Source organism: Fusibacter sp. QWL-12, from assembly GCF_058683495.1.
This window is the reverse complement of sequence record NZ_CM178745.1, coordinates 337,173-357,224: the sequence shown is the minus strand read 5'-3', so window position 1 is coordinate 357,224 and position 20,052 is coordinate 337,173. Positions and strand designations below refer to the sequence as shown.

The window sequence follows — 20,052 nt, the reverse complement described above, 5'->3', positions numbered from 1 at the left end:
GAAGGGGGACTCCGATGAAAAATACGATGAAATTTAGTGTAGAGGATTATCTTGAAAATGGTGAGCATAAAGACATTTTGCTTTATGTGTACAACGCACTTGATGAAAAAGGGTACAACCCTGTTAATCAATTGATTGGTTATCTGATCTCTGGTGACCCTACCTATATCACAACACACAACGATGCAAGAACTATGATTAAAAAAATCGAACGAGATGATATCCTCGAAGTTCTAATCAACTATTATATTGAGAACAACAAGAAATGATTTATAGCAAATTAGGGAAGTCAAATATTGAGGTATCAAAGATTTGCTTCGGAAGTTTAACAATGGGGCCGCTTCAACGCGATTTGAGCGCTAATGAAGGGGCCTCATTGATTGAATATGCCTATTCGAAAGGCATTAACTTTATAGACACTGCTGAGTTATATGAAACATACGCACATTTAAAAGAAGCTATTAAGAGAGTTGGAAGAGAAAAACTTGTGATCGCTAGCAAGTGTTATGCGTACTCTGAAGCAACAGCTGAGGAAAGCTTTGAAAAAGCACTCCGTGAGATGGGAACAGATTACGTAGATGTGTTTATGCTTCATGAACAAATGAGTGAACTTACGATTAAGGGACACTATGAAGCAATAGAATATTTTTTAAAACAAAAGCAACAAGGCAAAATTAGAGCTTTTGGCATTTCAACACATTATGTAGCAGGTGTTCTAGGGGCTATTAAATACCCTGAAATTGAAATTGTACATCCAATTACGAATATAAATGGACTTGGGATACAAGATGGTACACGCGAAGATATGGAAAAAGCTCTTTTACGCTACAAGGCTTTAGGCGGTGGCGTTTTTGGCATGAAACCATTTGGTGGTGGGAATCTTCTTGGTGGTATTGATCAATGTTTTGACTATCTTAAATCTCAAACCTATTTGGATGCGATTGCGTTTGGAATGCAATCTACTGCAGAAATTGATTATAATGTCGCAAGAATCCTTGGTGAATCTATCACGGATGAAATGATTCGTCGAATTGACCATAAAGAAAAGAAGCTACAAATAGCAGACTGGTGCATAGGCTGTGGGGCATGTGTAGAAAAGTGTGACCACAAAGCACTTTCACTGGAAGATGGTATCGCAAAAGTGGAGCGATCGCGTTGTGTTTTGTGTGGTTACTGCTCAACGGTTTGCCCTGAGTTTTGCATTAAAGTCTATTGATAATTAACATTGTATAAAGCGTTTAAATACGGTATACTGGAGGATATGATTAAATGAGAATAATGGGATTGGATGTCGGTGACCGTACAATTGGCGTATCTATAAGCGATGCTTTATTGATAACTGCACAGGGAAAAGAAACCATAATAAGACAGTCGATTAAGCAAGATATCGATCGATTGATTGATTTGATTAATGAATATGAAGTAACGACTATTGTGGCGGGAATGCCATATAACATGAATGGTACAGTTGGACCTCAAGGAGAGAAAACCAAGCAATTCATGGATAAATTAGAAAAAAAATTGATTTATTCCGATCGAATTAAAGAAAAAGTAAAAATCGAATTCTGGGATGAAAGATTAACGACGATGAGCGCAACTCGTGCGTTGATTGAAGGCGATGTAAGACGCGAAAACCGTAAAAAAGTCGTGGATATGCTCGCAGCCTCTTTGATTTTGCAAGGTTATTTAGATCGAAATAGAACGGTTTAATAGAGAAGGAGAAAAAACATGAGCGATAATTTATTCGATGTAGTAGAACCAGATTTTGAAGAATCTGATGTGGTTGAATTACTAGACGAGAATGGTGTGCCAACACTGTTTAATGTGATTGCGAATCTTGAGCTTGATGGTCAAGAATATGCAATTTTATCAAACGTAAATGATGAAGATGAAATACTCATTTTTAGAGTTTCAGAAGAAGATGCTGAGTTTGTTTTTGAAACAATCGAAGATGAAGATGAATTAAATTCAGTTGTAGATGCATACAATGAATTGTTAGACGAAATGGACGAAGAATAAGAATAATAATAGTATTGAGGTGAGATTATGAGTTCAGTATATGATGGATACAAGAAGAAGTTAAAGGAAGCGGGTTATAAATTAACACCACAGAGAATAGCGATATTGAGTGCCATTGAAGCGAACAAAGGCTTACATCTCAATACAGAAGAAATATATGACATCGTTAAGCAAACCAATCCTGAAATGGGTCTGGCAACTGTTTATAGAACTTTACAATTACTCGAGGAGCTTGAAGTCGTATCTTCCTTAAATTTAGAGGACGGCTGTGTACGTTATGAACTATACAATGATGAAGGTCATCACAATCACCATCACTTAATCTGCACACAATGTGGTGCAGTAATTGAAGTGGAAGGCGATTTATTAGATGAGCTTGAAAATAAGATTGAAAAGGAATATGCGTTTGAGATCCTAGATCATAAGTTAAAATTTTATGGTATTTGTAGTAAATGTAAAAACCTTGTTTAGTACAGGGTTTCTTTTTCGTAAATAGGAACGGTGTCATCGGCGCAGTCGGATCGGAAAAATTGACTGTAGATTAGATAAGAGGTGACATATGACAAAGAAAATAAATAATGAAGAAATAAAAGATAACATGAAAAATAATATGGGTGAAACGGTTTCGACCCCACAAAAGAAAAACAACACAAATAGAAACAATAGGAACAATACTAACAATAAGAACACAAATAATACAAATAACACAAATAACACAAATAACAAGAATAAGACTAAAGCAAAACAAGATGAGCCTAAAGTTGCTCAAAATGCTAAAAACATGATTGAAAACATTTCAAAAGAAACACCAGTTAGAGTGATTCCACTCGGTGGTCTTAACGAAATTGGTAAAAATATGACTGCCTATGAGTTTGAAAATGATATCTTCGTAGTGGATTGTGGTATGGCGTTCCCAGAAGATGAATTATTGGGCATCGATGTCGTTATACCAGATATCACCTATCTTAAGAAAAACCATCAAAAATTAAGAGGTATTTTCTTAACACATGGTCATGAAGACCACATTGGTGCGATTCCATATTTCCTAAGAGATTTAAACGTACCGATCTACGGTACGAGATTAACACTTGGCTTAGTGGAAAACAAGTTAAAAGAGCACAAATTAAATCCAAAATTGATCACAATCGTACCTGGTCAAGTGATTAAAGTAGGCGCTTTTGAGATTGAACCTATTCGCGTTTGCCACAGTATTGCAGACGCTGTTGCCTATGCGATAAGAACGCCTTATGGTACAATCGTTCAAACAGGTGACTTTAAAATTGACTTTACACCTATAGATGGACAAAGAACGGATTTGCATAGACTTGCAAAACTAGGTGATGAAGGCGTTATGGCGCTTCTTTCAGACAGTACAAATGTTTTAAGAGAAGGCTATACTATGTCTGAAAGCTCGGTTGGAGATACTTTTGAAGAAATCTTCAGACATGCGACTTCTCGTATCATCGTCGCATCCTTTGCATCTAACGTACATCGCGTTCAACAAATTATCAATGCAGCCTATCTCAATAATCGTAAAGTAGCCTTTTCAGGTAGAAGTATGGTAAATGTCACTGGCGTTGCCATAGAGCTAGGTTATTTAAAATTACCTGCTAATGATATGATTATTGATATCAAGGATATTTCTCGTTATCCTGAAAATGAACTGGTTGTTATTACAACTGGCTCACAAGGTGAACCAATGAGTGCGCTTGCTAGAATGGCAAACTCTGAACATAGAAATATGGAAATCACCCCAGGTGATTTGGTAATTCTGTCTTCATCTCCAATTCCAGGAAATGAAAAATCAGTCTATAAAATCATCAATCAATTGACTAAAAAAGGCGCAAAAATGATCTACGAATCATTGGCAGATGTCCATGTTTCAGGTCACGCAAAGCAAGAGGAACTTAAGCTCATGCAAGCATTAACTAAGCCAAAATACTTCGTTCCTGTGCATGGTGAGTACGTCCATTTAGACCGTCATAAACAACTTGCGATGTCAATGGGGATGCATGATAAGAACATTTTCATCCTCAATAATGGTAGCGTCTTAGAGTTTACTTCTGAAGGTGCAAGACTGGGCAAGCCGGTTCAAGCGGGCAGAGTATTTATCGATGGTTTAGGTGTTGGTGATGTTGGTAACATCGTTCTTAGAGACAGAAAACACCTTGCTGAAGATGGCTTAATCATCATCGTAGTAGCGATTTCGAGCGTTACAGGTGAACATGTCAGCGGTCCAGATTTGATCTCACGTGGTTTTGTATATGTGAGAGAATCAGAAGTTTTAATGGATGGTGCTAGAGCAGTCATCGAGGAAGAACTTAAAAAATGCTATGACAAAAACATTAAAGACTGGGCTTCATTAAAGACATCAGTGAGAGATGCACTCAGTCAATATATCTATCAAAGTACGAAGAGATCACCAATGATCTTACCTGTGTTTATGGAGGTATAGTACTTTACCTTTGGGAGGAAATATGAAAAAGTTAACACTTCTAACTTTGTTGTTTGTCACTTTAGTGTTTTTTTCTGGTTGTTCAGCAATTTTAGAAAAATACTATACACCAGCTGATCCGAATGATACTTCGGAGGTTTTGTTTACAGTTCCAAGTGGTGCTACAACTGCAAGCATCGGTAGTGATCTTGAAGAACAAGGTCTTATTCAAAATGCAAATGCGTTTAAGATGAAAGCAAAGGAAATGTCAGTTGATGGTCAAATGAAAGCAGGCGATTATAAAATTTCTAAATCGATGGATCTTGAGACGATTATCAATAAGTTAGTCGATGGTGATATTTTCGTTGAAACGGTTACCTTTACAATTCCAGAAGGCTATGAAGTTAGACAAATTGTCGATAAGCTCGAAGCAGAAGGATTAATTGATCGAGATACTTTTGTTGACGTACTTGAAAATGGTGAGTTTGATTATCCTTTTTTAGAAGGCGTGGACAGAAGCTATCGACTTGAAGGCTACCTCTTCCCAGATACCTACACTTTTAAAGTAGGGGTTACTGAATATCAAATCGTCGATAGAATGTTGAGCAGATTTGATGAAGTTTTTAAAGATGAGTATTATGCAAGAGCTGAAGAGTTAGGCATGACAGTTGATCAAGTTGTAACATTAGCATCTATTATTGAGCGCGAAGCGAGAGTTGAAGAAGAATTTCCGATCGTTTCGAGTGTTTTTCACAATCGTATAGACATAGGCATGCTATTACAATCTTGCGCGACCGTACAGTTTATTCTTCAAGAAAGAAAAGACGTTCTTAGCTTTGCTGATATAGCAATTGAGAATCCGTATAACACTTATATAAATGCAGGGCTTACGCCTTCGCCTATCGCATCACCTGGTGAACTGGCAATTCATTCGGCACTTTATCCTGCTGACACGAACTACTTGTACTTTGTAACCAAAGAAACAAATGATGGTTCACATTATTTTAATGAAACTTTAGAAGGACATAATAGAGATGCCCAAAAGGGGAACTAAATGATTGAAAGTAAAATCGTCGATCCATATGTAGAAAGCTATATTAAAACACTTGTACCGACACACACTGGTTTATTGGGTGCTCTTGAAGCTTATGCGGATGAGCACCATGTTCCTATCGTTCAATCAGAGATTGCACAATATCTTAAAGTCATGCTTAAAATTAAACAGCCTAGGGCAATCCTTGAAATAGGAACTGCCATAGGCTATTCTGCTTCACTGATGGCAATTGAGATGCAAGCAGGTGTAATTGAAACGATTGAGCTAAAAGAGGAAATGTATCAAAAAGCTGCAGAAACATTTACAGAACTTAAATCGATAGTCCCAAAGGTGGATGTGATTCAGCACCTTGGCGATGCAGCTGAAGTGCTACAGACGTTAAATGGTCAATACGATATGATTTTTATCGATGCGGCTAAAGGACACTACAAAGCTTTTTTTGACCTTTGTTACCCGATGTTAAAAGACGAAGGGATCATTGTTTCTGATAATGTACTTTACAAAGGGATGATCGCTACCAACGAGTACCTTGTGCGAAGAAAGATAACAATTGTTAAACGAATGAGGAAATATCTCGCGTTCCTTACGACACATCCAGAGCTTGAAACGACAGTTTTGCCTATGGGTGATGGGCTCGCGATTAGTATAAAAAAAGGAGGACATGCATGAAGCGTGTTGAATTGCTAGCGCCTGCTGGCGATTTGGAGAAGTTAAAGTATGCCATTTTATATGGGGCAGATGCTGTCTATATTGGTGGTCAAGTGTTTGGTTTACGTGCGGCGTCAAAGAACTTTTCAATAGAGGATATGAAGGAAGGAATTGCTTTTGCACATGAAAGAGGCAGACGCGTCTTCTTGACCTTAAATATTATTCCACATAACGAAGATATAAATTATCTTGAAAGCTATATCGATCAGATTAAAGACATTGGTCTAGATGCTGTGATCCTATCTGATCCAGGCACATTTATGTTTGTGAAGAAATATGCTCCAAATTTAGAGGTACACTTAAGTACACAAGCGAATAATACCAATTATATGAGTGCAAATTTTTGGCATGAGCAGGGTGTGAAACGCGTTATTTTAGCCAGAGAGCTTTCGTTTGAGGAAATCTCTGAGATTCGAGCAAAAACACCAATGTCCCTTGAAATTGAGGCGTTTGTTCACGGTGCAATGTGTATTTCTTACTCTGGAAGATGTCTAATGAGCAACTATATGGCGGGAAGAGATGCCAACAGAGGGGCTTGTGCTCAGCCTTGTAGATGGGAATACAACTTGGTTGAAAAAACGAGACCAGGTGAATATTTCCCAGTAGAAGAAACTGAGGCGGGTACGTTCTTTTTTAACTCAAAAGATCTTTGTGTCATCGATCAAATACCAGAGTTGATAAAGTCTGGCCTTGACAGCTTGAAAATTGAAGGCAGAATGAAGACCATATACTATGTTGCATCTATTGTAAGGGCATATAGACAAGCGATTGATGAATTTTATAAAGACCCAGAAAATTATGTATATAATCCTGAATGGTTTGAAGAATTACAAAAAGTTTCTCACAGAGAGTTTACGCATGGCTTTTACAACAATAAGCCGACGCATGAAGATCAGCTTTACACGACGAGCTCTTATGTAAGAACCTATGACTTTATCGGCGTTGTTGAGGACTATGATAAAGAAACGGGAATTGCAACTATAGAACAAAGAAATCATTTTAGAAAAGGTGATAAGATAGAAATCATTGGACCAAATTATTTTTATCATGAGCATATCGTTGATGAGATGTTTGATAAAGACAATCAATTAATTGACGTTGCACCACACGCTAAGATGATCGTTAAAATACCACTGCATCATGAAGTGAAAAAGCACGATTTGGTTCGAATGGTCGCAAGAGATTAATAAATCATTTGGGAGGAGTTTATGAGTAAACCAGTTGTTATTGGGGTATGTGGTGGTACAGGATCGGGGAAAAGTACCGTTGCGAAAGCCATTTTCAAGTCACTACCTGAGGACAATATTCTTATTATTGAGCAAGATGCTTATTATAAAGATCAAAGTAATTTAACTTACGAAGAACGCGTTAAAACAAATTATGATCATCCACTTGCGTTTGATACTGAGCTGTTAATTGAACATATCAAACAGCTATGTGAACATAAGGCTATAGATAAACCGATCTATAATTTCTCTAAGCACAACAGAGAAACTGAATCGATTCATGTAAAGCCACGTGAGATTATCATCATTGAAGGTATCATGATTCTCGAAGATGAACGTTTAAGAGAGTTAATGGATATTAAGATTTTTGTTGATACGGATGCAGACGTGAGAATCATTAGAAGGATTACAAGAGATATTAACGAACGAGGTAGAACGTTAGAATCAGTAATTGATCAATATCTAACAACTGTAAAACCAGCTCATGAGCAATTTATCGAGCCTATGAAAAAATACGCAGACATTATTATACCAGAAGGTGGTTATAATAAAGTTGCCATCGACCTAATGACGACTAAGGTGATGTCAATCATAAAAGAAAAGCAATAAAGGAGATAGGATGTTAGAAGCACATAAAGTTGAAATAGCTGAAATATTACCGACAAAACACATCGCACTAATCGCACATGACTCTAGAAAAAAAGATATGATCGAATGGTGTAGCGAGCACAAGGATGCACTAACAAAACATTTTCTATATGGTACAGGCACGACGTCTAAGATGATAACAGAAGCGTTATCTTTACCCATAAGAGGACTTAAAAGCGGTCCGCTTGGAGGCGATCAACAAATTGGTAGTTTAATCGTTGAAGGCGAGATTGATTTTATGGTGTTTTTCTGGGATCCAATGAGCATGCACCCACATGATCCAGATGTAAAAGCATTGTTAAGAATTGCAACGCTTTACAACATTCCTATCGCAATGAATCGATCTACTGCGGACTTTTTGTTGACAAGTAAGTTTATGGACCAAAGTTATCCACGCAAAATTATCAATTTTGACTCGTATTTAAAAAGAGATCTATAGAAAATTGGGGTGATGTTTTGAACCATCTTGAGTTAATCAAAACAGCAATAGAAGTGAATGCCTCAGACATTCATATAGCACCCTATGCCAAACCAATGCTTCGTGTTAATGGGACTCTGAAGCCTGTTGATATATACGATACCATGACACACGAACAGGTTGCAGAGGGCGTTAGAGAGCTTTGTGGTACTGAACAACTAGAAAGGCTCGAACACAAAGGGGAAGTTCATTTTAGTTTTTCCATTACTGAGTTTGGTCGATTTAGGGTAAATATCATTAAGCAAAGAGGCACCTATAGTATATCAATAAGAATCCTCAAGCTCACAATTCCAACTCGTGAAACACTTGAAATTCCAAGTGTTATGTATGAATTGACATCACAAGGTAGAGGACTCATATTGGTTAGTGGTGCATCTGGTTCTGGGCGGTCTACAACGATGGCATCACTTGTACAGCATCTCAATGAATCCGAATGTCTTAATATTATTACTGTGGAATCACCAATTGAATATTTGTTTAAGCATGGACAATCTATCGTTTTACAAAGAGATGTTGGCATTGATTGCGATACGGTATATGAAGGTATTAAAAGTATCATGCGGCACGATCCTGATGTAGTAATGATATCGGATGTTTCAGATGAAGCAGCACTTGAGCTTGCACTGCAAATTTCTGAGTCAGGAAAGCTTGTGATAGCAGGGATACCATCAATTAATGCAGTTACCACAATTGAGTCAATTATTGCATCTGCAAAACCTGAAAGAAGAGAAAATAGAAAATTAAAGCTGGCATCTAATTTGTCAGGTATTATTGCCCAACAGCTTGTACCAACGATAACTAGCGATAAACGCGTTCTGTGCTATGAGCTCTTGCTTAATAATACTGCGATACGTTCAAGTATCCTATCAGAAGCCTTTTTAGAAATAAGAAATACGCTGATCGTAGGCAAAAAACAGGGTATGACAAGTATGGATTTTAACCTTTTTGAACGTTTTGCCGAAAAGGTGATAACCCAAGAAACCCTCTATAAATTTTGTCAGGACGTTGAATTCGTTAAGCGTTTAGAGAGAAGTGCACACAAGTTGGAGGGAGTATGAACAACGTGATCCTAATCGGAATGATGGGTTCTGGAAAGACAACTATTGGTCCAGAACTGGCTTCACGACTAGGTTTTAGGTTTATCGATATGGATGCACTTATTGAATCCATGCAAGGCATTACCATTCAGAGAATTTTTGACATGTATGGCGAAGCGCACTTTAGAAAGCTTGAACTGGATTTAACAAGTAAGTTATCCAGTGTAACTTCTGCGGTGATCTCCACCGGTGGCGGCATTGTAACCAATGCTCAAAATACATTAGAATTAAGAAAGTTGGGTAAGGTTGTTTATCTTAAGGCAAGTATTGAACAATTGGAGGCCAATTTAAACGGCAATTTTGATAACAGACCTATGCTACAAAAGCATTCGTTACACGCAATCTTGAAGGTGAGACAGAGCTTATATGAAACTGCTGCAAATCTGATTATTGACGTCGATGGTAAAACTTCAGAGACACTTGTTGAAGAGATTATAATCGCACTTTCAACGTGATGGTTTTTAATTGCATAGGGCTTTTAGTTCTGATAAAATCTATGTATGGAGAATTCTTGACAATCAATAAAGTTTAAAGCTATAATAAGTGTTGGTCTGAGTTTGATTATTATTTGGAGGTTTTTATAATGATAGCTGCAAGTGATTTTAGAAAAGGCGTTACGTTTGAAATAAATAACGAACCTTTCGTAATTGTTGATTTTCAACATGTTAAACCTGGTAAAGGCGCTGCTTTTGTTAGAACTAAGTACAAAAGCTTAATCAATGGGACAATTAGAGAGCAAGCTTTCAACCCATCTGAAAAGTTCCCAAGAGCACATATTGAAACTAAAGAAATGCAATACTTGTACAATGAAGGCGAATTGTACTACTTTATGGACAATGAAACATACGATCAAATCCCATTACAATACGAGCAAGTAGAAGACGCGATTCTTTTCATTAAAGAAAATGATTCTGCTACGCTTAAATTCTACAAAGGCAAATGTTTCCTTGTTGAACCACCTAACTTTGTAATTCTTGAAGTTGTAGAAGCAGAGCCAGGCGTTAAAGGTGATACTGCTACAAACGTTACAAAAAAAGCTAAAGTTGAAACTGGCGCTGAAATCGTTGTACCTACATTTGTAAACGAAGGCGATAAAATTAAGATCGATACACGTACTGGCGAATATTTATCAAGAGCTTAGTCAGTTATTGGACATGACATTACTCTAAGTTCGCTAAACAATTGAGTCTTAATCTTTAATGAATGGATGTAAATCCATGGCGTTTCCGCAAGGGGCTATGTACTGTTTTAAATGGCTTTATGCCGTTTAATATATATTACCCACTAAAAGGAGGGATTCAAATGAGCTATATGCATGAAAAAGTGGCTTATCTTAAAGGATTGGCTGAGGGCATGAAAATTAGTGAAGAGACTAACGAAGGCAAGTTATTGCTTCAAATTATCGAAGTTTTAGAAGATTTCGCTGATGAAGTGGATGACGTTTATGACGAGCTCGATGATCTCAACGATGCTGTATTGGAATTAGACGATTATGTAGAAGCAATCGACGAAGATCTTGCTGACCTTGAAGATGATATCTATGAGGACGATGATTTCGAAGATGACGATTTTGAAGAAGTAGAATGTCCTGAATGTGGGGAATCTTTCTTTGTTGATGGTAATTTAATCGATAAGGGTGAAGATGTTGAATGCCCAAGTTGTGGCGTTATCATAGAATTCACAGAAGACTGTGAGTGCTGTGGTGAAGAAGGCTGCGACTGTTGCGAAGAATAAAGCAAACAAATAGTAGATGCTGTCTGACAGTGCTCAGACAGCATCTCTTTTTTTAGCCGCAATTTCGCTAGTGGTATTTAATTATTTGTATTGAAATCACAAGTTTGCTATAATATCAATATAGTGAACAAAGGAGGCAAAAAATGGCTGAAAACATGATCATAGATGCGTATAAACATGGCAAAGTTAACATAGCAGACGACGTAATAGGTGTAATTGGTTCAATTGCAGCTGCAGAAATAGAAGGTATTAAGGCTTTAAGTGGTACGTTTTCTGAAGAAATGATGGAAATGATGGGCAAAAAGAATTTCAATAAAGGCGTTCACGTTGAAATGGAAGATAACGTGGTACAAATCGATTTAACAGTAATCGTGGATTATGGTACTAAAATTCACGAGATTGCGAAAATGGTTCAAGAGAATGTTAAGTTGGCTATAGAGTCAATGACTGGATTTGAAGTTAAAGCAGTCAATGTCTTTGTTGAAGGAATCAACACCAAAAATTAAGTTATTGTGTGTGAAATCTGGCTGGCTTCAATGAAGTTAGTCATTTTCATGTAGGGAGGACAAATGAATCGCATAAGAAGCCGTGAAGTGGCTATGGAGATTCTGTATCAAATGGAAATTCAAAAGGATTATGAGCTAGTGCGATTTTTAAAGCACTATGAAGAAGCATTAGACGAAGCTTATATTAAAAATATCATAGGATTATGGTATACCAACAAAGATGAAATTGAAAAGCAAATTTCGGAGCATCTTAAAGGATGGAAGCTTGAACGGATTTCTAAATTGGACTTATCCATTTTGAGACTTGGATTGACAGAAATACTATACGATGAAGCAATTCCAGTTAAAGTAAGCATTAACGAAGCCGTTAATCTCGCGAAAAAGTACGTTGATGAGAAATCAGGCAAATTTATTAACGGAGTACTAAGCCATTATACAGTCAAGGAATAAGATATGATATTAGGCATAGATACCAGTTGTTACACAACTTCAATGATTGTTATAGATGATGGAGGAAATATTCTCTATGAAAACAATCACATGCTTAAGGTAAAGCCCGGAGAACGCGGACTGCGTCAATCTGAGGGCTTTTTTCAGCATGTTAACAAGCTTTCTGAAGTGTTTTCAGATTTGGTTTTAAAATTAAGTCCTAAGGATTTTAAGGGAATTGCTGTATCAAGTCGACCAAGACCGGTTGAAGGCTCTTATATGCCAGTATTTCAGGCAGGGGTATTATTTGCAACCAATTTATCCAATGCATTAAGTATCCCTCTATATGAATTTTCTCATCAAGAGGGACATCTAATGGCTGCATTACACAGTCTAAAAATCAGCCCAATTCCTAAGCAGTTTATTGGACTACATCTTTCAGGTGGAACCACAGAGCTACTCAGTGTTAAATGGGAGGATGAAGCGTTTCATATTGATCTTATAGGTGGTACCTTAGACTTAAATTTTGGTCAGTTAATCGATCGAATTGGCGTTAAGCTTGGTCTTAATTTTCCTTGTGGTAAGGAAATGGATCAAATGGCTCAGTCCGAAACACATTTAGAATATTTCAAAGTTAAAAATGTCGATTTTGGTAGATTTAATCTTTCGGGACTTGAGAATCAGTACAACAAACTAATTACGGAAAAAACGGCAGCTTACTGCTGTAGACATATATTTAATACAATTTCTAACCTACTTTATCAGTTGATTGCTGATTTACCTTCAGAATTACCTATCATTTTTTCAGGTGGCGTTTCATCTAACTCAATTGTTAAAGAATGGCTTAAACACAATTTTCCTCAAGACGGGCTTTATTTTGCACCTCCAGAGTATTCGAGAGACAATGCACTGGGTGTAGCTGAAATGGGGAGATTACAACATTTCCGTTAATATCTGATGATGAATAGGCGGTAGTGTAAAGCAAATTATGAAAATTTAAATCAACTCAACTTTTGAGAAAAATTGTACCAACGCATAAACAGGGAGTAAAAAATGATAAAAATGAAGTCATTTACTGTAACAGAAGCAACGCGCTATCTAAAGCGTCTTTTGAGCACAGATCCTATAATAAACCAGATTATTATCGAGGGTGAAATTTCTAATTATATTAGGCATTCAAGTGGTCATGCGTATTTTACACTTAAGGATGATCAAAGTAAAATTGCTTGCGTCATGTTTTCTCAATATGTAAGCGCATTGGACTTTAATCCGAAAAATGGAGATCGCGTTCATGCCAAAGGTCAAATTACCATCTATGAAAGAGATGGTAGATATCAATTGAACGCATTTGCAATGAACAACGTAGGACTTGGGGATTTACACGTTAAGTTTGAAGCGCTAAAGTCAAAGCTAGAAAAAGGTGGTTTTTTCGATAACGCGCATAAACAGCCTATTCCTAAGCTACCTCAGAAAATCGGTATCCTAACTTCGCCGACAGGTGCAGCCATTCAAGATATACTATCGGTTGCAAAAAGAAGAAATAACTTTTCTGAGCTTTTGATTTATCCAATTCGTGTACAAGGTGAACAATCAAAATTTGAAATTTGTAGAGGGATAGACTATTTTAACCAACGGGATGACATTGACTTAATTATTCTCGCCAGAGGTGGTGGATCAATAGAAGAGCTTTGGTCTTTCAACGAAGAGGTTGTTGCGCACGCAATTTATCACTCAAAAATTCCATTGATTACTGGTGTTGGTCATGAGACCGATTTTACGATAAGTGATTTTGTGTCGGATCTGCGTGCGGCAACGCCGTCTGCAGCTGCTGAGATTGCAATTGTTTCAAAAAATGAAATGGTATTGGATTTAAATCGTCAAATTCAGAGAATGTCTTTATTGGTAAGCCGCCGAATGGAACTAGAGAGGTCTAAACTCAATCGATTTGAGCCACATCAATTATCAAACAGACTCAGCCGAACGATCGCATTTAAAATGCAGGATTTAAATCACAAAAAAGTACTTTCTGTTCAGAATGTGACACGCGCAATTCGTTCGGAAAAAGAAAAACTCCAAACCATTGGCGCTAAGTTAGATGCTATGAGTCCGTTTGCAGTAATGAGACGTGGTTACGGAATCGTTACGGTTGAAAATGAACCAGTTCTATCAACCCATCAACTCAAGATTGGCTCTGAGATTAAAGTCAGGATATCGGACGGCAGTGTTGACGCTGAGGTGACTCATATTAAGAAGATTAAGGGAGAGTAACGATGGCAGGAAAATCGACTTATGAGAAAAAAATTGAACGATTGGCTGAGCTTTCTACAATATTAGAAAGAGGTGAAGCACCTTTAGAAGAATTGTTAAAGGTGTTTGAAGAAGGCATCAAACTCTATCGAGAGTGTAATACAATATTAGAGAATACCGAAGCAAAAATCCAGACGATTCTTGTGGATGAGGAGGGCTCTAATGAAGCTTAATAGCGAGGTGAATGACTTAATTTCGCAGTTTGATGGTATCTTACTAAAATCGATCGAAGGTCATTTTTCTGATTTACCTAAAACAAAAGAATCCTTAAAAGCAATCGATCTCGTAAAAGAAGGTATGAAATATTCTTTGCTTGCTGGTGGCAAGCGGATTAGACCTATTATTCTTCTTGAAATGGCGAAAACCTATGATGCGGATCTTAAAATTGCACTTGAGTTTGCTATCGCGATTGAGATGATTCATACTTATTCACTCATACATGATGACCTTCCTAGCATGGACAATGATGATCTCAGAAGAGGAAAACCAACCAACCATGTGGTGTTTGGCGAGGATATGGCGATTCTATCAGGTGATGCACTTTTAAATCTTGCTAGCGAGTTGATGATTAGTGCTTCTTTAAAACTAACGCATCCAGAGCAAGGCTTACTCGCAATGAAAAGCATTCTATCTGCCTCAGGGTCTAAGGGGATGATTTTAGGTCAAGTTGCGGATATCAAATATCACGAAGGTGAGATTGATCGAGATGCGTTGGATTTCATTAATGCCAATAAAACAGGTAAGCTGTTAACCGCGGCGTTTTTAGCAGGTGCAAAGTTAGGTCGTGCAGATGCTGATGAACTAGTTAAATTAGAACGAGTTGGTGAAGCGATTGGTCTTTTATTTCAAGTGGTAGACGATATTCTTGATGTCGTTGGAGATGAGAGCAAGCTGGGCAAGCGAACTCAAATCGATGCACAAAATGACAAGTGTACTTATCCTGCGTTATTGGGCTTAGATGAATCAAGAGCGTATGTGGCCGAGTTAGAAGCGTCTATTCTAAATGATATAAATAAGTTAAGGTGTCAAAGTGATTTTTTAAAGTCGCTGGTAATGTATTTAAGTAAAAGAGATTTTTAGAGGTGATGAATGGGCGACTTTTTAAGTGAATTTACTTCAAATAGAATATTTTGGGCAGCAGCAATGGCATGGCTGGTAGCACAGACCATTAAATTGATTTTGACCCTATTGATTGATAAAGAATTAAGACTTGAGAGATTACATGGTTCTGGCGGTATGCCCAGTGCGCATACAGCTACCATAGTTTCAGCCTCAACTGCTATAGGTTTACAAGAAGGCTGGGGATCTGCGATTTATGCGTTATCACTCATTATGGCTTTTATTGTCATGTATGATGCCTCAGGGGTTCGAAGATCAGTTGGTAAACAAGCAAAATTACTCAATAATATTATCGTTGATATCTATAAAAACAAGCATTTCGAAGAGGAAAAGCTGAAAGAACTCATTGGCCATAAACCAACAGAGGTGGTTGTAGGTGCTATTTTAGGCATTTTAATTGCTAATTTAATGGTTTAATAGTTTAATATAGGAAAAAAGTTAGAAGGGCAGGGCGTTCTGCTATGGAGAAAGGAACGGCTATGTATAAGTATTTAAACGACATCAAATCCCCAGAAGATTTGAAAAGATTGTCCTATGAAGAGTTAACTGTACTTGCATATGAGATTCGAAATTTTCTGGTTCAATCTATCTCGAAAACTGGAGGTCACTTAGCATCCAATTTAGGTGTTGTTGAGTTAACGATGGCACTTCATAAGGTATTTGATAGTCCAAATGATAAATTTGTATGGGACGTTGGGCATCAAGCCTATGTTCACAAGCTGTTGACTGGAAGATGTGATCAGTTTGATTCACTGAGACAATACAAAGGGTTGAGTGGATTTCCAAAGAGGCATGAATCTGAACACGATCACTTTGATACAGGACACAGCAGTACTTCGATATCTGCTGCAGTAGGCATGGCGCTTGCTCGAGATATTAGAGGACTCAGCTATGAAGTAATCGGTATTATTGGCGATGGTGCCTTAACAGGTGGTATGGCATATGAAGCGATTAATTATATCGGTCATAGCAAAAATAATGTCAAAATTATACTGAATGATAATGAGATGTCGATTTCTCAAAATGTTGGCGGCATGTCGATTGCACTTAATAGTTTAAGAACCAGTGAAAACTATACCAAGATTAAAGGTTCAACTAAGACGAATCTAATGCGTTTGCCATCCCTTGGTCAACCTATTGTTGATATGATTAGTAAGTTGAAAGATTCATTTAAGTATTTCGTCGTAGACGGCGGCGTATTTTTTGAAGAAATTGGACTTACGTATATTGGTCCTATTAATGGACACGATTTGAGACAATTGGTTAAGCACATGGAAATGATGAAGCAAGTAGATGGACCTGTTATTCTACATGTTATTACACAAAAAGGGAAAGGCTATAAGTTTGCTGAGACTGCACCTAATTTGTATCACGGTGTAGGCAAATTTGATCCATTTGTACCGATTCAAAGTGGTGGGAAAAAGGACTTTTCAAAAGTCTTCGGAGACACACTGATCGATATTGCATATAAAAATAAAAACGTGGTGGCAATAAGTGCTGCAATGATAGAAGGCACTGGACTTTCAGATTTCTCTAAAGCACATCCAGATCGTACTTTTGATGTGGCGATCGCAGAGCAGCATGCCGTTACTATGGCTGCTGGGATGGCGTTGTCCGGTGTAAAACCATATGTTGCTCTTTATTCAACTTTCTTACAAAGAGCATATGATCAAGTGGTTCATGATGTGTGCATTCAAAAAGCACCTGTTGTACTCTGTATTGATCGTGCAGGCCTCGTTGGAAACGACGGTGAAACACATCATGGCATTTTCGATATATCGTATTTATCTCATCTGCCAAACATGATGATTCTTTCACCGAAAGACGCAACTGAGCTATCTTATATGCTTAACTTTGCATCTGAATATAATGAGGGACCAGTTGCAATTCGCTATCCGAGAGGTGGCGCTTATGAAATAGCAAGCACACTACCGGATAGCTTAAAACCAGAACTCCTGGTTGAAGGGACTGAAACGCTTCTTATAGCAACTGGCAAGCTTGTAAAAACAGCACTTGAAGTCGCAAAAGCTTCGAATGGAAAAGTAGGTGTTCTCAACCTTAGAAAAATTAAGCCGCTTGATCTAAGTGAACTGGTTAAAGTTTGTGAGACATATAAAACGTTAATTACACTTGAAGACCATATCATCGCAGGTGGTATGGGTGAAAATGTCGCAAATGGGTTAATTAAAGCAGGTGTAAAAACACCTTGCCACCATAGAGGAATTGAGGATTGCTTTGTTGAACAAGGTGAAATGGATGAATTACTTGCTTCAATAGGATTAGATGTTGCAGGGATTCAAGCTTTTATACAGGAGGTAAATCATGCCTAAGGAGAGGATTGATGTCCTTTTGGTAGAACAAGGTCTTATCGAATCAAGAGAACGTGCTCAAAAAGCAATTATGGCTGGACTGGTTTTTATCGGTACAGAACGGATTGATAAGCCTGGGACAAAGGTAGATACTGCTTCTGAAATAACGCTTAAAGGAAATCCAATTCCGTATGTTAGCCGAGGTGGTTTGAAGCTTGAAAAGGCGATTAAAACACTGGGCATTGATCTAACGGGAAAAAGATGCATGGACATTGGCGCATCCACTGGTGGCTTTACTGATTGTATGCTCCAAAATGGTGCTGAACATGTTTTTTCTGTAGATGTCGGTTATGGGCAATTGGATTGGAAATTAAGGAACGATGAACGCGTCACTAACATGGAAAGAACCAATATCCGATATGTGACGGAAGAACAAATCGGTGAAAAAATTGATTTTCTAAGCATAGATGTCTCTTTTATCTCTTTAAAGCTAGTATTACCAGTTGCAAAGCAACTTTTAAAAGATACGGGAAGTATGGTTTTTTTAATTAAACCTCAGTTTGAAGCTGGCAGAGAGCAGGTTAAAAAAAGCGGTGTTGTTAGAGAGTTAAAAGTGCATAAGCAGGTTCTAGAAGGCATTATGAACTTTTGCAGGGAGAATGATATTTTCGTCAAATATTTGACCTTTTCACCTATTAAAGGTCCAAAGGGAAATATTGAATTTTTAGCGTATGCAACTTTGCAAAATGATAACACAGGTTCAATGATTGATACAGACAGTATTGCGCAGTCTGCTCATGAATCACTAATTGCGGAATAGGAGTAAAAATGCTACGTTTCAAACAATTGATTCAACTCTATATTGCATTTTTTAGAGTCGGTCTATTTACCATAGGTGGCGGATATGCCATGCTACCTATCATCGAACAAGAGCTGGTCAAAGATCAAAAAATCATGAGTATGGATGAAGTTGTCGAGTGCTATACACTAGCTCAGACACTACCTGGTGTTATCGCTGCGAATACCTCGGCTCTAATTGGATATCGATTAGGAAAGACCAAAGGCGCATTGTTCTGTACATTGGGCGTTATTACACCATCTATATTAATCATTATGTTGATTGCTATGATTTTTACAAAAATTGAAGATCAACAAATTGTTAAGAATGCATTTAAAGGCATCAGAGTGGTCGTACTGGCGTTACTTTTCGACTCTTTTCAAAGACTTTTCAAGGCGGCAATTTTTGATAAAAAAACAGCAGTAATTGCATTGTTTGCATTTGTTTTAGTTTTGTTTAGTGTAATCAATCCAGTTTTGGTCATCGTCGCTGGAGGAATAAGTGGTGTACTCGTTTTTAGAGAGCGGGTGACCAAATGATCAAATTGCTTTTGGAGTTTTTTAAGATTGGATTGTTTACTTACGGTGGCGGCCTAGCAATGATTCCGCTTCTGAGAGACATATCGATTCATAACAACTGGTTAACGGACAGTCAATTTGCTGACTTAATCGCTATCTCGCAATCCACACCTGGACCGATTGCCATCAATATGGCAACCTTCATTGGTTATAGAGAGGCAAGCCTATTAGGCGCAATATTGGCATCCGTCATTATTGTTACACCAGCCTTTATTTTAGCCATTGCACTGTCAAAAGTTTTGGCAAAATACAGATCACATCCAATTGTAGTTGCAGCTTTCGTTGGCCTCAAAGCAACTGTAATTGGTTTGATTGCAACATCAATTATACAAGTTGCTAGAGTCTCCTTATTTGAAGGTGGCGTCAATACACCATCAGAGCTTCTGTCGAATTTCGATTATAAAGCATGGGCAATGCTTGTCATTTCATATCTTGTGATTAAGAAGACACAAAAGCATCCACTTTATTATATACTTGGATTTGGCATAATTAGTATTTTCATCTGGTAGCTTGACAGTAAGTATTTTACACAATTTTAATAATGTTATATAATACTTCTATTGGGGGA

General features: G+C 37.5%; 26 protein-coding genes. All 26 read left to right on the top strand.

The genetic code is table 11. The features are described 5' to 3' along the window. Nucleotides 1-14: 14 nt before the first annotated feature. The 26 genes from AC4PID_RS02145 (at nt 15) to AC4PID_RS02020 (ending at nt 19,993) form a co-directional block, all read left to right on the top strand. On the top strand, nt 15-269 hold the full coding sequence (locus AC4PID_RS02145) for an IreB family regulatory phosphoprotein (RefSeq protein ID WP_492133945.1): 255 nt from the start codon (nt 15-17) through the stop codon (nt 267-269). After that, on the top strand, nt 266-1,216 hold the full coding sequence (locus AC4PID_RS02140) for an aldo/keto reductase (protein ID WP_492133944.1): 951 nt from the start codon (nt 266-268) through the stop codon (nt 1,214-1,216). Before AC4PID_RS02145 ends, AC4PID_RS02140 begins: the two co-directional genes overlap by 4 nt. Nucleotides 1,217-1,269: 53 nt before the next feature. After that, nucleotides 1,270-1,710, top strand: a complete 441-nt coding sequence (ruvX, locus tag AC4PID_RS02135; protein ID WP_492133943.1) for a Holliday junction resolvase RuvX — start codon at nt 1,270-1,272, stop codon at nt 1,708-1,710. A gap of 18 nt (nt 1,711-1,728) precedes the next feature. After that, on the top strand, nt 1,729-2,019 hold the full coding sequence (locus tag AC4PID_RS02130) for a DUF1292 domain-containing protein (RefSeq protein ID WP_492133942.1): 291 nt from the start codon (nt 1,729-1,731) through the stop codon (nt 2,017-2,019). A gap of 27 nt (nt 2,020-2,046) precedes the next feature. Further along, entirely contained in the window at nt 2,047-2,490 is a 444-nt protein-coding gene (locus AC4PID_RS02125) for a Fur family transcriptional regulator (protein WP_492133941.1), read from the top strand. Between the two features lie 310 nt (nt 2,491-2,800). Continuing rightward, nucleotides 2,801-4,474: a ribonuclease J gene (locus AC4PID_RS02120; RefSeq protein ID WP_492135408.1), complete on the top strand. Its 1,674-nt coding sequence runs from the start codon at nt 2,801-2,803 to the stop codon at nt 4,472-4,474. Nucleotides 4,475-4,496: 22 nt separating this feature from the next. Continuing rightward, a complete protein-coding gene (mltG, locus tag AC4PID_RS02115; RefSeq protein WP_492133940.1) occupies nt 4,497-5,507 on the top strand; it encodes an endolytic transglycosylase MltG in 1,011 nt (336 codons plus the stop codon). Beyond that, nucleotides 5,508-6,176, top strand: coding sequence for an O-methyltransferase (locus AC4PID_RS02110; protein ID WP_492133939.1), 669 nt, complete (start codon nt 5,508-5,510; stop codon nt 6,174-6,176). After that, the gene (locus AC4PID_RS02105; protein WP_492133938.1) at nt 6,173-7,402 is read left to right on the top strand and encodes a peptidase U32 family protein; all 1,230 of its coding nucleotides are present in this window, start codon (nt 6,173-6,175) and stop codon (nt 7,400-7,402) included. The genes AC4PID_RS02110 and AC4PID_RS02105 overlap by 4 nt, the downstream gene beginning before the upstream one ends. 21 nt (nt 7,403-7,423) lie before the next feature. Then, nucleotides 7,424-8,050: a uridine kinase gene (gene udk, locus AC4PID_RS02100; protein WP_492133937.1), complete on the top strand. Its 627-nt coding sequence runs from the start codon at nt 7,424-7,426 to the stop codon at nt 8,048-8,050. Between the two features lie 10 nt (nt 8,051-8,060). Further along, entirely contained in the window at nt 8,061-8,528 is a 468-nt protein-coding gene (locus AC4PID_RS02095) for a methylglyoxal synthase (RefSeq protein WP_492133936.1), read from the top strand. 17 nt (nt 8,529-8,545) lie between these two features. Further along, the gene (locus AC4PID_RS02090; RefSeq protein ID WP_492133935.1) at nt 8,546-9,625 is read left to right on the top strand and encodes a type IV pilus twitching motility protein PilT; all 1,080 of its coding nucleotides are present in this window, start codon (nt 8,546-8,548) and stop codon (nt 9,623-9,625) included. After that, nucleotides 9,622-10,119 (top strand): shikimate kinase, encoded by a 498-nt coding sequence (locus AC4PID_RS02085; RefSeq protein ID WP_492133934.1) that lies wholly within the window; start codon nt 9,622-9,624, stop codon nt 10,117-10,119. The genes AC4PID_RS02090 and AC4PID_RS02085 overlap by 4 nt, the downstream gene beginning before the upstream one ends. A gap of 128 nt (nt 10,120-10,247) precedes the next feature. Further along, nucleotides 10,248-10,805: an elongation factor P gene (efp, locus tag AC4PID_RS02080; protein WP_492133933.1), complete on the top strand. Its 558-nt coding sequence runs from the start codon at nt 10,248-10,250 to the stop codon at nt 10,803-10,805. Nucleotides 10,806-10,966: 161 nt separating this feature from the next. Then, the gene (locus AC4PID_RS02075) at nt 10,967-11,398 is read left to right on the top strand and encodes a CD1247 N-terminal domain-containing protein (protein WP_492133932.1); all 432 of its coding nucleotides are present in this window, start codon (nt 10,967-10,969) and stop codon (nt 11,396-11,398) included. A 143-nt stretch (nt 11,399-11,541) separates the two neighbouring features. Continuing rightward, nucleotides 11,542-11,904 (top strand): Asp23/Gls24 family envelope stress response protein, encoded by a 363-nt coding sequence (locus AC4PID_RS02070; protein WP_492133931.1) that lies wholly within the window; start codon nt 11,542-11,544, stop codon nt 11,902-11,904. Between the two features lie 63 nt (nt 11,905-11,967). Continuing rightward, a complete protein-coding gene (gene nusB / locus AC4PID_RS02065) occupies nt 11,968-12,354 on the top strand; it encodes a transcription antitermination factor NusB (RefSeq protein ID WP_492133930.1) in 387 nt (128 codons plus the stop codon). Nucleotides 12,355-12,357: 3 nt separating this feature from the next. Continuing rightward, nucleotides 12,358-13,284: a tRNA (adenosine(37)-N6)-threonylcarbamoyltransferase complex transferase subunit TsaD gene (locus tag AC4PID_RS02060; RefSeq protein WP_492133929.1), complete on the top strand. Its 927-nt coding sequence runs from the start codon at nt 12,358-12,360 to the stop codon at nt 13,282-13,284. Between the two features lie 102 nt (nt 13,285-13,386). Next, complete coding sequence (gene xseA, locus AC4PID_RS02055) at nt 13,387-14,601, top strand: exodeoxyribonuclease VII large subunit (protein ID WP_492133928.1); 1,215 nt, start codon at nt 13,387-13,389, stop codon at nt 14,599-14,601. Nucleotides 14,602-14,603: 2 nt separating this feature from the next. Further along, nucleotides 14,604-14,813, top strand: a complete 210-nt coding sequence (gene xseB / locus AC4PID_RS02050) for an exodeoxyribonuclease VII small subunit (protein ID WP_492133927.1) — start codon at nt 14,604-14,606, stop codon at nt 14,811-14,813. Then, the gene (locus tag AC4PID_RS02045; RefSeq protein WP_492133926.1) at nt 14,803-15,720 is read left to right on the top strand and encodes a polyprenyl synthetase family protein; all 918 of its coding nucleotides are present in this window, start codon (nt 14,803-14,805) and stop codon (nt 15,718-15,720) included. Before xseB ends, AC4PID_RS02045 begins: the two co-directional genes overlap by 11 nt. Before the next feature lie 9 nt (nt 15,721-15,729). Then, on the top strand, nt 15,730-16,176 hold the full coding sequence (locus AC4PID_RS02040) for a divergent PAP2 family protein (RefSeq protein WP_492133925.1): 447 nt from the start codon (nt 15,730-15,732) through the stop codon (nt 16,174-16,176). A gap of 44 nt (nt 16,177-16,220) precedes the next feature. Then, nucleotides 16,221-18,089 carry a 1-deoxy-D-xylulose-5-phosphate synthase gene (dxs, locus tag AC4PID_RS02035; protein WP_492133924.1) on the top strand — a complete coding sequence of 623 codons (1,869 nt, stop codon included), beginning with the start codon at nt 16,221-16,223 and terminating at the stop codon, nt 18,087-18,089. Continuing rightward, complete coding sequence (locus AC4PID_RS02030; protein WP_492133923.1) at nt 18,082-18,888, top strand: TlyA family RNA methyltransferase; 807 nt, start codon at nt 18,082-18,084, stop codon at nt 18,886-18,888. Before dxs ends, AC4PID_RS02030 begins: the two co-directional genes overlap by 8 nt. An 8-nt stretch (nt 18,889-18,896) precedes the next feature. Then, on the top strand, nt 18,897-19,445 hold the full coding sequence (locus tag AC4PID_RS02025) for a chromate transporter (protein WP_492133922.1): 549 nt from the start codon (nt 18,897-18,899) through the stop codon (nt 19,443-19,445). Continuing rightward, nucleotides 19,442-19,993 (top strand): chromate transporter, encoded by a 552-nt coding sequence (locus AC4PID_RS02020; protein WP_492133921.1) that lies wholly within the window; start codon nt 19,442-19,444, stop codon nt 19,991-19,993. The genes AC4PID_RS02025 and AC4PID_RS02020 overlap by 4 nt, the downstream gene beginning before the upstream one ends. The last annotated feature ends 59 nt before the right edge of the window (nt 19,994-20,052 follow it).